The organism is Bradyrhizobium sacchari, assembly GCF_002068095.1.
Classification (GTDB): domain Bacteria; phylum Pseudomonadota; class Alphaproteobacteria; order Rhizobiales; family Xanthobacteraceae; genus Bradyrhizobium; species Bradyrhizobium sacchari.
In genome coordinates this window covers 803,644-815,832 of sequence record NZ_LWIG01000007.1, presented here as the reverse complement: position 1 = coordinate 815,832, position 12,189 = coordinate 803,644, and the positions used below count along the sequence as shown (strand labels likewise).

The following is a 12,189-nucleotide window of genomic DNA, read 5'->3' as shown; positions in this document are numbered from 1 at the left end:
GTGAAAGAGGATCGATGAAGGTCTTAGTGCCGGTAAAGCGGGTGGTCGATTACAACGTCAAGGTCCGCGTCAAGGGCGATGGATCGGGCGTTGAACTCGCCAACGTCAAGATGTCGATGAACCCGTTCGACGAAATCGCGGTCGAGGAAGCGCTGCGCCTGAAGGAAGCCGGCAAGGCAACCGAAGTCGTGGTGGTCTCGATCGGACCTGCGCAGGCGTCGGAGACGATCCGCACCGGTCTTGCCATGGGCGCCGACCGCGGCATCCTGGTGAAGGCCGAAGGCACCGTTGAGCCGCTCGCCGTCGCCAAGATCCTGAAGAAGGTTGCGGACGAAGAGCAGCCTGGCCTCATCATCCTCGGCAAGCAGGCGATCGACGACGACAGCAACCAGACCGGCCAGATGCTGGCCGCGCTGCTCGGCTGGTCGCAGGCGACCTTCGCCTCCAAGCTCGAGGTCGAAGGCGCTGACTTCAAGGTTACCCGCGAAGTCGACGGCGGTCTGCAGACGGTCAAGCTGAAGGGACCGGCGATCGTCACCACCGACCTCCGTCTCAACGAGCCGCGCTACGCCTCGCTGCCGAACATCATGAAGGCGAAGAAGAAGCCGATCGCGGAGAAGACGGTCGCCGATTACGGCGTCGATGTCGCCGCGCGCCTCGAGGTTCTCAAGACCACTGAACCGGCGGGCCGCAAGGCTGGCGTCAAGGTCAAGGACGTCGCCGAGCTGGTGTCGAAACTCAAGAACGAAGCCGGGGTGCTCTGATGACGACGCTTCTGATTGCCGAACACGACAATGCGTCGCTGAAGGATGCGACCAACAAGACCCTCACCGCGGCTGCTGCGCTCGGCGCGGACGTCGAGGTGCTGGTGGCCGGCCAGAACGCCAAGGCCGCGGCGGATGCCGCCGCCAAGCTTGCCGGCGTGAAGAAGGTGCTGCTCGCCGACGGCGAGCTCTACGCACACGATCTCGCCGAGCCGCTGGCCGCGTTGATCGTCTCGCTGGCCGCGTCTTATGACGCGATCGTCGCGCCCGCGACCTCGCGCTTCAAGAACGTGATGCCGCGTGTCGCCGCCCTGCTCGACGTCATGCAGGTCTCGGAGATCATCAAGGTGGTCGCCCCCGACACCTATGAGCGTCCGATCTATGCCGGCAACGCCATCCAGACCGTGAAGTCGAAGGACGCCAAGAAGGTCATCACGGTCCGTACCTCCACCTTCGCCGCGGCGGGTGAAGGCGGCAGCGCGCCGGTCGAGACCGTGGCGGCGGCTGCCGATCCCGGCCTGTCGTCCTTCGTCGGCGAGGAAGTCGCCAAGAGCGACCGTCCCGAGCTGACCTCGGCCAAGATCATCGTCTCGGGCGGCCGCGCCATGCAGAGCCGCGAGAATTTTGCCAAGTACATCGAGCCGCTGGCCGACAAGCTCGGCGCCGGGGTCGGTGCCTCGCGTGCGGCGGTGGACGCCGGCTATGCCCCGAACGACTGGCAGGTCGGCCAGACCGGCAAGGTCGTGGCCCCCGAGCTCTATGTCGCCGTGGGCATTTCCGGCGCAATCCAGCATCTGGCCGGCATGAAGGACTCCAAGGTGATTGTCGCGATCAACAAGGACGAGGACGCGCCGATCTTCCAGGTCGCCGACTACGGCCTGGTGGCCGACCTCTACCAGGCGGTTCCGGAGCTGACGGCCGAACTCGGCAAGCTCGGCAAGTAAAACGCGTTCAAAACACCGGCCGGAGGTATAAACTCCGGCCGGTGTTTCATTTTTGAGGCGTTTTCTTTGGCGTGGGGCACGCCTTCGAAGCGATCCAATCTAGGTTTCGAGCCAAGGTTCTGATTAAATCAGGCTCCTGGTCAAATCAGACCTCCCGGCTCAGGGGATAGGCAGGGCGCGATCTGCGCGCCGTTCCGGTGGATGACATTATGGCGGCAGTGATCAAGAAGGTCGGCGTGATCGGCGCGGGTCAGATGGGCAATGGCATCGCGCATGTTGCGGCGCTCGCCGGCTTCGACGTGGTGCTCAACGACGTTTCGGCCGACCGCCTCAAGTCGGGCATGGCCACCATCAACGGCAATCTGGCGCGCCAGGTCTCCAAGAAGGTCGTCACCGAGGAGGCCAAGACCCAGGCGCTGTCGCGCATCGTGGCCGCCGAGAAGCTCGACGACCTCGCCGACTGCGATCTCGTGATCGAGACCGCGGTCGAGAAGGAAGAGGTCAAGCGCAAGATATTCCACGAGCTTTGCGCGGTGCTGAAGCCCGAGGCGATCGTCGCCTCCGATACGTCCTCGATCTCGATCACCCGCCTCGCCGCCGCCACCGACCGGCCCGAGCGCTTCATCGGCATTCACTTCATGAATCCGGTGCCGCTGATGGAGCTGGTGGAGCTGATCCGCGGCATTGCAACGGACGATGCGACTTTCGAGGCGTCCAAGGAATTCGTCGCCAGGCTCGGAAAGCAGGTCGCGGTTTCCGAGGACTTCCCGGCCTTCATCGTCAACCGCATCCTGCTGCCGATGATCAACGAGGCGATCTACACGCTTTACGAAGGCGTCGGCAACGTCGAGGCGATAGACGCGGCGATGAAGCTCGGGGCACATCATCCGATGGGCCCGCTGGAACTCGCCGATTTCATCGGTCTCGATACCTGTCTGTCGATCATGCAGGTGCTGCACGAGGGCCTTGCCGATTCCAAGTATCGCCCGTGCCCGCTGTTGGTGAAATACGTCGAGGCCGGCTGGCTCGGCCGCAAGACCCAGCGCGGTTTCTACGACTACCGCGGCGCCAAGCCGGTTCCGACGCGCTAGAGACGGCAGTGCCGTAAGGTGGGCAAAGCGACTTGTCCGCCGTAGCTCGAAGGGCGAAGGCGGAAGCGTGCCCACGCATTTTTTGCTGCAATGGTGAGATGGTGGGCACGGCGCAAGTGCGCCTTTGCCCGCCCTACGGCCCCACCGTGACAATTCATGCCCCATTAACCCCTCCCGTCTAGGTTACAGCCGGTACGAGGGTTCGCGTAATGGACATGATGGCAATGGTCAGCACCATGCTGGCCGCTCAGCAAGGCGCTCTGCAGTCGAATATTGCGGCGACGCTGACCAAGCAGAACATGGACATGGAGAAATCCACCGTCCTGACGCTGATGGGTGCCGGTCAGCCCTCGCTCGCCAATGTCGGCCCCGGGGTCGGCGGCAATCTCAACGTCACCGCCTAACCCTCGGCGCATGATCCGGAAAACTGGGCACCGGTTTTCCGATCAGATCATGCGCCAATAACTAAAACTAAAGCGACGCGGCGGCCTTGCCCGTCGCCGCCCGGATCAGCTTGAGCGCATCCTCGCTCGCCCATTCCGCCGGTCCCGCGATCGTCGCGATCTCGCAGCCCTGCGGGTCGACCAGCACCGAGGTCGGCATGCCCAGCGCCCGGCCTATCGCCTTAAGGTCCTGGAAAACCTTGGCTTTCTGGTCATTGAAGTAACCGAGCCGGGTCAGATTGGCCTCTTTCAGGAAGGTTTTCGGCTTCTGCGGGTCGCGGGTGTCGATATTGATCGCCACGACCTCGAAATTCGGCCCCGACAGCTTGCCCTGGAGCTCGTCCAGCGCCGGCATTTCCTTGCGGCAGGGGACGCACCAGGTGGCCCAGAGGTTCACCAGCAACGTCCTGCCGCGGAAATCGGACAGTTTCTTGGGCCTGCCGTCGGCATCCTCGAAGGTGAGGTCGGGCAACTTCAAAGGCGCGCTCGCCATGGTCAGCGCCGCCACCTCGCCATGGGCCAGCGGGGCTATTTTCTGCGCCATTGCAACGGCCGGCTTGCAGGTCGGATCCCCGCCGGGGGCCCGGCTCAAGCCCAGCCCATACAGCGCGGCGAAACCGGCCAGCCCGCCGACCACCACGGTGGCGATGACGAGGGGGATCCGGCGCGTGGCGGAGGGCTTCTTGTCGAGCATATCGTTTGTCATCCGGTCGCAGATATGGCTATCAGGGGCCTCTTAATACGGCTGGCCGCGGCCAGCAAACGTGGCTAGCGACAGGCAAGGCGTGAGCAGGGGATCATGAGCAACAAGATGTGGGGCGGCCGGTTCTCGGAACGTCCCGATGAGATCATGGAAGAGATCAACGTCTCCATCGACGTCGATCGTCACCTCTTTGCCCAGGACATTGCCGCGTCCAAGGCCCACGCCGCGATGCTCGCCAGCCAGGGCATCATCACGGCCTCTGATGCGAAAAATATCGGCAAGGGTCTAGACACGATTTTGTCAGAGATCGGCGAGGGCGGCTTTGAATTCAAGCGCGCGCTCGAGGACATCCATATGAATGTCGAGAGCCGCCTGTCGGAACTGATCGGCCCCGCCGCCGGCCGCCTGCACACCGCGCGTTCGCGCAACGACCAGGTCGCAACCGACTTCCGTCTCTACGTCCGCGACGTGCTCGACGAGACCGATGCCGCGCTCGCCGCGTTTCAGCAGGCTCTGGTGGAACGCGCGCTGGAGCATGCCGGCACCGTGATGCCCGGCTTCACCCATCTGCAGACCGCGCAGCCAGTGACCTTCGGTCATCATCTGCTCGCCTATGTCGAGATGGCCGCGCGCGATCGCGGCCGTTTCCAGGACGCGCGCAAGCGGCTCAATGAATCGCCGCTCGGCGCTGCCGCGCTCGCCGGCACCTCGTTCCCGATCGACCGCCACACCACCGCGAAGGCGCTTGGCTTCGACCGCCCGATGGCGAACTCGCTCGACGCCGTCTCCGACCGCGACTTCGTGCTGGAGGCGCTGTCGGCGGCCTCGATCTGCGCCGTACATATGTCGCGCTTTGCCGAGGAGATCGTGATCTGGACCTCGCCGCTGGTCGGGATGATCCGGCTCAGCGACAAGTTCACCACGGGCTCGTCGATCATGCCGCAGAAGCGCAATCCGGACGCAGCCGAGCTGGTGCGGGCCAAGACCGGCCGCGTCATCGGCGCGCTCAACGGCCTTCTGATCGTGATGAAGGGCCTGCCGCTCGCCTATCAAAAGGACATGCAGGAGGACAAGCAGGGCGCCATGGAGGGCTTTGCCGCCCTGTCGCTGGCGATCCGTGCCATGACCGGGATGGTCCGCGATCTCGTCCCTGACGAAGCCAGGATGAAGGCCGCCGCCGGTGAGGGATATGCCACGGCGACCGATCTCGCCGACTGGCTGGTGCGGACCCTGAAGATGCCGTTCCGCGAGGCCCACCACGTCACCGGCCGCATCGTCGCCAAGGCGGCCGAGGACGGCATGGCGCTGCACGAGCTGCCGCTCAAGGAGATGCAGGCGATCGAGCCGAAGATCACCAAGGACGTGCTCGGCGTGCTCTCGGTCGAATCGTCGGTGAAGAGCCGCACCAGTTTCGGCGGCACCGCGCCGAAGAACGTGGCGTCGCAGGCAAAGAGCTGGGCGAAGCGGCTGGAAAAAGAGCGAAAATTGGGCTGAGGAGCAAAATTTCGCTTATGTTTCATGGTCATCCGGCTCTCGCCAGAGCGCGCCAATCTCTGTATGGTGCGCCCCGCGTAGTGGGGATTTCGTCGTGACGTCAAAGTTTCGCCCGGCCGGCTCGGGGTGGGCCATCATTGTCTTGAGCCTGACGGCGCTCGCGCTTGCCGGCTGCGGCCGCAAAGGTCCCCTCGACCTGCCGCCGACCGCCTCCGGCGCGTCCACGGCCAACGTCGCGGCTCCAACCGACACCGAGACCGCAGCCCAGAAGACGCCGAGCCTGTTCAACCCCACCACCGGCGCGGACGCGCCGGTGGCGTCCAAGGGCAGCAAAAAATCGTTTATCCTCGACCCGCTCCTGGACGAAAAGCCCAGCCGCTAGGCTGGGACAACTGAGCCAACGCCATGAACCATTTCGACTACCGCAACGGCGTGCTGCACGCCGAGGCGGTGAACCTGTCCGAGCTGGCCGCAACCGTCGGCACGCCGTTCTATTGCTATTCGACCGCGACGCTGGAGCGGCACTACCGCGTCTTCACCGAGGCTTTCGCCGGCGAGAAGGTGCTGGTCTGCTACGCCATGAAGGCGAACTCCAATCAGTCGGTGCTGCGCACGATGGCCAGGCTGGGCGCCGGCGCCGACGTGGTCTCGGGCGGCGAGCTGAAGCGCGCGCTGGCCGCCGGCATCCCGGCGAGCAAGATCGTGTTCTCCGGCGTCGGCAAGACGGAAGACGAGCTGCGCGCCGCGCTGGCCGCCGACATCCTCTGTCTCAACGTCGAATCCGAGCCTGAGCTCGAACTGCTGTCGCGTCTTGCGACCGAGACGGGCAAGACCGCGCGGATCTCGTTGCGCGTCAATCCCGACGTCGATGCCGGCACGCATGCAAAAATCTCCACCGGCAAGTCCGAGAACAAGTTCGGCATCCCGATCGTGCATGCCCGCGAGGTCTATGCGCGCGCAGCGAAGCTGCCCGGAATCCAGGTGACCGGGACCGACGTGCATATCGGCAGCCAGATCACTGATCTCTCCGGCATGGAGACCGCGTTCCGCATCCTCTCCGAATTCGTGCAGACGCTGCGCAGCGACGGCCACGACATCAGCCACGTCGATTTCGGCGGCGGCCTCGGCATTCCCTACTACATGGACCGCGAGGCGCCGCCGGCGCCCGCCGCCTATGCCGCCATGGTCAAGCGCGTCAGCCACAATCTCGGCTGCACGCTGATGTTCGAGCCGGGTCGCATGATCGTCGGCAATGCCGGCATCCTGGTCGCCAAGGTGATCTATGTGAAGCACGGCGACGGCAAGAACTTCGTCATCATCGACGCCGCGATGAACGATCTGATCCGGCCGACGCTGTATGAAGCCCATCACGATATCCTGCCGGTGACGCTGCCGGCAAAGGATGCCGCGACGATCACGGCTGACGTCGTCGGTCCGGTCTGCGAGACCGGCGACTATCTCGCGCTCGACCGCACGCTGCCGACGCCGAAGGCGGGCGATCTCCTCGCCATCATGACCGCCGGCGCCTATGGCGCCGTGCAGGCCGGCACCTACAACACGCGGCCGCTGGTGCCCGAGGTGCTGGTGAAGGGTGACCAATACGCCGTGGTGCGCCCGCGCGTGGAGGTCGAGCAGCTGATCGCGATGGATACGCCGGCGCCGTGGCTGTGAGGAGAGGATAAGGGGCGGTATGAACGCGCCTCAAACTCGTTGTCGTTCCGGCGGAGGCCGGGACCCATACTCCGCAAACAAATCGTAGTGCGAAGTGGTCATGACCAGCCTTCGCCAAATCCAACTCGGTGGTTATGGTCCCGGCCTTCGCCGGGACCACCACGGAAACTACTTCCCCGCCGATCCGCCTTTCCCCCCAACCACCACGCCCGCCTTCTGCTCGATCGGCTTGATCGCCGCCGTGAAATCCGACTCCGCGCCTTCGGCGCTGATCACGATCTCCCACAGCCGCCCCACGGCGTCGGCGACCTCCATCGACAGGCCGAGCTGCTTCATCTCCTCCAGCGCCAGCCGCACGTCCTTCACCATCAGTCCCGTCGCGAAGCCGAAATCGAACGTACGCGGCAGCACCGAGCGCGGAAACTTGTCGCGGCTTGCGGTGTTCATCCCCGAGCCCGCGTTGATGACGTCGATCATCACGGCGGGATCGAGGCCGGCCTTGACCCCCATCACCACGGCTTCCGACGTCGCCACGATCGCGGTCGCCGACAGGAAATTGTTGGCGAGCTTCATGGTCTGCGCCGCGCCGGGCTTCTCGCCGATGAAGAACACTTTTCCGATCACGGCGAGCGCGGGCTTCAGAAGTTCGAACTCCGCCTTTGGCCCCGACACCATCACCGCCAGCGTGCCCTTCTCGGCGCCGCCGACGCCGCCGGAGACGGGGCAGTCGATCTGCACGATGTCGCGCTTGGCCAGCAGGCCGTGAATCTTCGCGGCCATCGCCGAGCCGACGGTGGAGAGATCGATGAAGCGCTTGACGCGCGTGCCTTCGATCACGCCGTTTGCGCCCGTGGCGACATCGAGCGAAGCCTGCAGCGAGGGCAGGCTCGCCATCACGGTCTCGACCTGATCGGCGACGTCCTTCGGTGACGACGCAGCAATGGCGCCGCGCGCCACGAGCCTATCGACGACCTCCTTGCGCGTGTCGAACACGACAAGCCTGTGTCCCGCCTCGATCAGCCGCCGCGCCATCGGGAAACCCATGTTTCCGAGCCCGATGAATCCGATGTCCATGGTGTTTCCTTTTTTTCGTTTTCGTTGTTGTGATTGCAGCGGTTAGCCCTGAAATTCAGTGTCGTCCCGCCGAAGGCCGGGACCCATAACCCCAGGAGGAGTGTGGCGCGAAGCTGATTACCCCGAGTCCTCGTAACCACATCGGCTCGTCGATATGGATCCCGGGCTCGCGCTTCGCGCGCCCCGGGACGACAGCGGAGAGAGGCCTGCCTCACGCCTTCCCATCGATCTCCGCGAACACCTCGCGGGCGATGCGAAAACTGTCGACGGCGGCCGGCATGCCGCCATAGATTGCGACCTGCATCAGGATCTCGCGGATCTCCTCGCGCGTCACGCCATTGGTCAGCGCGCCCTTCAGATGCGCGCGAAATTCATGCTGGCGGTTGAGGATCGCGATCATCGCGATGTTGAGCATGCTGCGGGTCTTGCGCGGCAGCTCCTCGCGGCCCCAAACCGTGCCCCAGCAATATTCGTTGAGCATCTCCTGGAACGGACGGTTGAAATCGTCGACATTCTTCAGGGCGTTGTTGACATAGGCTTCTCCCAGTACCGCTTTGCGGACTTCGAGGCCCTTGTCGTGCATCTTCTTGTCCATGGCGTTCCCTTCATTTCCCTCGGGGGGCGGCGCGGAAATTACGGGGTTGCGGCGGGCCAGTCACGTCCTCGTGTTATGCGGGAAAAGGGGTCTCTCCCGTACAGGAACGGATGCCTCAGTGCTGCCGTTGTGGTACGTTTCTCTCTACCGGGCAACCTGGAGAGCTGATTGAACGGCGTCACCCCCGACCCGTCAGACCCGATCCGCGATGGCGACGCTCTGTCGCGGCTGAAGCTGGCGCAGGCCCTCGACAGGGCCGTCTATGCCATCGCGTGGGAGCGTGCCTGGCCAAATTTCGCGCGGCTGCTGACCGTCATCGGCCTGTTCCTGGTGGTGTCCTGGGCCGGGCTCTGGCTGGCGCTGCCGTTCCTGGCGCGCGCCATCGGTCTCATCATCTTTGCCGGCATTGCGATTGCCGCGCTGTTGCCCCTGATTCGCTTCCGCTGGCCGAGCCGAGAGGAAGCGCTGAGCCGGCTCGACCGCGGCTCCGGCATCCGCCATCGCCCGGCGACCACGCTCACGGACACGCTGACCTCGCAGGACCCGATTGCGAAGGCGTTGTGGCGGGCGCAGCGTGAGCGCACGCTGGCCTCGCTCAAGCGCATCCGCGCCGGTCTGCCACGCCCGCGGCTTGCACTGCATGATCCTTGGGCATTGCGCGCCCTCGTCATGGTGATGCTGGTTGCCACCTTCTTTGCCGCCGGCGACGAGCGTGCGATGCGCCTCGGGGCCGCTTTCGACTGGAACGGCGTGCTGGCGCCGGCCAATATTCGCGTCGATGCCTGGGTCACGCCGCCGCTCTACACCGGCAAGCCGCCAATCATCTTGTCGGCCGCCAATAGGGAAGCCGCGGCGCTGCCGGCGAGCGGCCCGCTCGCCGTTCCTGCCGGCTCGACCCTGATCGTGCGCTCTTCCGGCGGCAACCTCGATGTCGTCGTCTCCGGCGGCCTCAAGGAGGTCGCTCCCACCGAGGCCACGCCAAAGGGCACCAACGAGAAGCATTTCGCCATCACCGGCGACGGCACCGCGCATGTCCGTGCGCCTTCCGGCCAGCCGCAATGGGCCTTTGCGGCGACGCCCGATCGCGCACCGACGATTGCACTCGCCAAGGATCCGGAGCGCCAGGCGCGGGGCGGACTCCAGCTCTCCTACAAGATCGAGGACGATTACGGCGTCACCGGCGCCCAAGCGCAAATCGGCTTGCGCGCGGCCGATGCCAAGGACGGTAGCAAGGACGACGCCAGGGCCGCCGCGCGGCCGCTGTTCCAGCCGCCGCAATTTCCGCTGGTGCTGCCGAATGCGCGCACCCGCAACGGCGTCGGCCAGACCGTGAAGGATCTCAGCGAGGATCCCTATGCCGGCGCCGACGTCACGCTGACGCTCACTGCCAAGGACGAGGCCGGCAACGAGGCGAAGAGCGAGCCGTTCAACATGCGCCTGCCCGAGCGTCTCTTCACCAACTCGCTCGCGCGCGCGCTGATCGAGCAGCGTCGCATCCTCGCGCTCGACGCCAACAAGAATTCCGACGTCTACGCCGCGCTCGACGCGCTGATGATCGCGCCCGAATTGTTCACGCCGGATGCAGGCTGCTATCTCGGCCTGCGCAGCCTCGCGCTCCAGCTCGAGGCGGCCCGCACCGACGACGCGCTGCGCGAGGTGGTGGCGAGCATGTGGGCCTTCGCCGTCACCATCGAGGACGACGGTGTCGCCGGCAGCGTCAACGCCGCGCTGCGCTCGGCGCAGGACGCGCTGAAGCGGGCGCTGGAACGCGGCGCCAGCGAGGACGAGCTCAAGGTGCTGACGCAGAAGCTGCGCGAGGCGATGGCCGGCAAGGTGCGCGATCTCGCCCGCCGGGCCGAGCAGAATCCGCTCGGTCCTCGCCAGCCATTCCCCGCCGAGGTCCAGCTCATCCTCGACAAGGCCGTCGAGCTGAAGCAGAAGACCCAGAAAGCGACGCCGGATCAGCTCGAAGAACTGTCGAGGCAGCAGGACGCGTTGCGGGAGCAGCTTCAGGCCTATCGGAAATCGGCGAGCAATCGGACTAAGGCGGGCAACGACGGGGCCAACCAGTTTACGCGGGACCGGAAATGCGGAAGCTAGCACGCGTGCCAGTCTTCAAGGCGATCTCGATCGCCTGCCTCGCCCTGCTGTTGGGCGGCGTCTCGCCGGCCGCTGCCCAGCTGGATCAGGATCCCGACGCGCTGCTCGACAGCGCAGAAAAGGCGATGCAGGATTCCGGCGACAGCCTCAGGCAGAAGGAATCCGGCAAGAGCCTGAGCAACCAGTCCGACGCCATCCAGAAGCTCGAGGAATACAAGCGCGCGACGGAACGAAGTCAGTCCTCCAATCGCGATCGCAACGTCATCACGCAGCGCGACCTCGATGAACTGCTGAAGCAGATCGAGAAGGCGGCGCGCGAGGGTAATCGCGAGGCGGCCCAGCGCATGCTCGAGCAGCTCGCGCAGATCATGGAAAATCTCCAGATGGCGCAGCCCGGGCAGTCCGGCGACAGCGACATGGAGCAGGCGCTGAACGAGCTCAGCGACATGATCCGCAAGCAGCAGCAATTGCGCGACAAGACCTTCAAGCAGGGCCAGGATTCCCGGCGTGACCGCTCGCGCGGCAAGCAGGGCGACCAGTCGATGTCGGACCTCCAGCAGGACCAGCAGGCGCTGCGCGACCGCCTGAAGAAGCTGCAGGACGAGCTCGCCAAGCGCGGCCTCACGCAAAAGGGGCAAAAGAGCCAGAAAGGGCAGCAGGGTCAGAAGGGCCAGCAGGGCGACCCGGGACAGTCCGGCCAGGATGGCGATCAGGACGGCGACCAGGGCGATGACGACGGCAGCCTGGACGCTGCCGACGGCGCCATGGGCGATGCCGGCTCGAAGCTCGGCGAGGGCAACGCGGATGGTGCCGTGGACTCGCAGGGCAAGGCGCTCGATGCCCTGCGCAAGGGTGCGCAGAAGATGGCCGAGGCGATGCAGCAGGGCGACGGCGACGGGCAGGGCGATGGCCCCGGTAACCGCGCCGGCCGCCAGCAGAGCGGCGGCAATCAGACCGACCCGCTCGGCCGGCCGCTTCATGGCCGTGAGTTCGGCGACGATTACACGGTCAAGATTCCCGGCGAGATCGACGCCCAGCGCGTCCGCCGCATTCTCGAAGAGCTTCGCCGCCGCTTAGGCGATCCCTCCCGCCCGCAGATCGAGCTCGATTATATCGAGCGGCTGCTGAAGGATTTTTAGGGTCGTCTCAGCTCTCGTAGCCCGGATGAGCGAAGCGATATCCGGGGCCAGGGGTCCCGCATGTCGTTGCGCTCATGCGGGCTACGACCGCGCCACACTGTCCGTCATTGCGAGCGCAGCGAAGCAATCCAGAATCTTCCGCCGAGGGGCTCTGGATTTCTTCGCTATGCT

The 12,189-nt window shown here is 65.2% G+C and carries 12 protein-coding genes; 9 read left to right on the top strand and 3 right to left on the bottom strand.

Annotated elements, in window-relative coordinates; genetic code table 11:
• Positions 1-14: 14 nt before the first annotated feature.
• From A5906_RS10305 to A5906_RS10290, 4 genes are all read left to right on the top strand, one after another.
• Complete coding sequence (locus tag A5906_RS10305) at positions 15-764, top strand: electron transfer flavoprotein subunit beta/FixA family protein (RefSeq protein WP_080135057.1); 750 nt, start codon at positions 15-17, stop codon at positions 762-764.
• On the top strand, positions 764-1,708 hold the full coding sequence (locus A5906_RS10300) for an electron transfer flavoprotein subunit alpha/FixB family protein (protein WP_080135056.1): 945 nt from the start codon (positions 764-766) through the stop codon (positions 1,706-1,708). Before A5906_RS10305 ends, A5906_RS10300 begins: the two co-directional genes overlap by 1 nt.
• A 209-nt stretch (positions 1,709-1,917) precedes the next feature.
• Complete coding sequence (locus tag A5906_RS10295; protein WP_080135055.1) at positions 1,918-2,799, top strand: 3-hydroxybutyryl-CoA dehydrogenase; 882 nt, start codon at positions 1,918-1,920, stop codon at positions 2,797-2,799.
• A gap of 209 nt (positions 2,800-3,008) precedes the next feature.
• The gene (locus A5906_RS10290; RefSeq protein WP_028182113.1) at positions 3,009-3,203 is read left to right on the top strand and encodes a putative motility protein; all 195 of its coding nucleotides are present in this window, start codon (positions 3,009-3,011) and stop codon (positions 3,201-3,203) included.
• Between the two features lie 67 nt (positions 3,204-3,270).
• Here the strand turns inward: A5906_RS10290 and tlpA are convergent, their stop codons facing one another.
• Entirely contained in the window at positions 3,271-3,936 is a 666-nt protein-coding gene (tlpA, locus tag A5906_RS10285; RefSeq protein ID WP_080135259.1) for a thiol:disulfide interchange protein TlpA, read from the bottom strand.
• A gap of 105 nt (positions 3,937-4,041) precedes the next feature.
• Between tlpA and argH the strand changes: the two genes are divergently transcribed.
• The 3 genes from argH (at position 4,042) to lysA (ending at position 7,110) form a co-directional block, all read left to right on the top strand.
• A complete protein-coding gene (argH, locus tag A5906_RS10280; protein WP_080135054.1) occupies positions 4,042-5,439 on the top strand; it encodes an argininosuccinate lyase in 1,398 nt (465 codons plus the stop codon).
• Between the two features lie 94 nt (positions 5,440-5,533).
• Positions 5,534-5,821: an LPS translocon maturation chaperone LptM gene (gene lptM, locus A5906_RS10275; RefSeq protein ID WP_080135053.1), complete on the top strand. Its 288-nt coding sequence runs from the start codon at positions 5,534-5,536 to the stop codon at positions 5,819-5,821.
• A 23-nt stretch (positions 5,822-5,844) separates the two neighbouring features.
• Positions 5,845-7,110 carry a diaminopimelate decarboxylase gene (gene lysA / locus A5906_RS10270; RefSeq protein ID WP_080135052.1) on the top strand — a complete coding sequence of 422 codons (1,266 nt, stop codon included), beginning with the start codon at positions 5,845-5,847 and terminating at the stop codon, positions 7,108-7,110.
• A gap of 168 nt (positions 7,111-7,278) precedes the next feature.
• Here lysA and A5906_RS10265 read toward each other — a convergent pair whose 3' ends face one another.
• Complete coding sequence (locus A5906_RS10265) at positions 7,279-8,184, bottom strand: NAD(P)-dependent oxidoreductase (protein WP_080135051.1); 906 nt, start codon at positions 8,182-8,184, stop codon at positions 7,279-7,281.
• Positions 8,185-8,395: 211 nt separating this feature from the next.
• The gene (locus A5906_RS10260) at positions 8,396-8,779 is read right to left on the bottom strand and encodes a carboxymuconolactone decarboxylase family protein (RefSeq protein WP_028134137.1); all 384 of its coding nucleotides are present in this window, start codon (positions 8,777-8,779) and stop codon (positions 8,396-8,398) included.
• A gap of 168 nt (positions 8,780-8,947) precedes the next feature.
• Here A5906_RS10260 and A5906_RS10255 point away from each other — a divergent pair, with 168 nt between their 5' ends.
• Both A5906_RS10255 and A5906_RS10250 read left to right on the top strand, forming a co-directional pair.
• A complete protein-coding gene (locus A5906_RS10255; RefSeq protein WP_080135050.1) occupies positions 8,948-10,879 on the top strand; it encodes a TIGR02302 family protein in 1,932 nt (643 codons plus the stop codon).
• On the top strand, positions 10,867-12,018 hold the full coding sequence (locus tag A5906_RS10250; RefSeq protein ID WP_080135049.1) for a DUF4175 family protein: 1,152 nt from the start codon (positions 10,867-10,869) through the stop codon (positions 12,016-12,018). Before A5906_RS10255 ends, A5906_RS10250 begins: the two co-directional genes overlap by 13 nt.
• Positions 12,019-12,189: the final 171 nt, after the last annotated feature.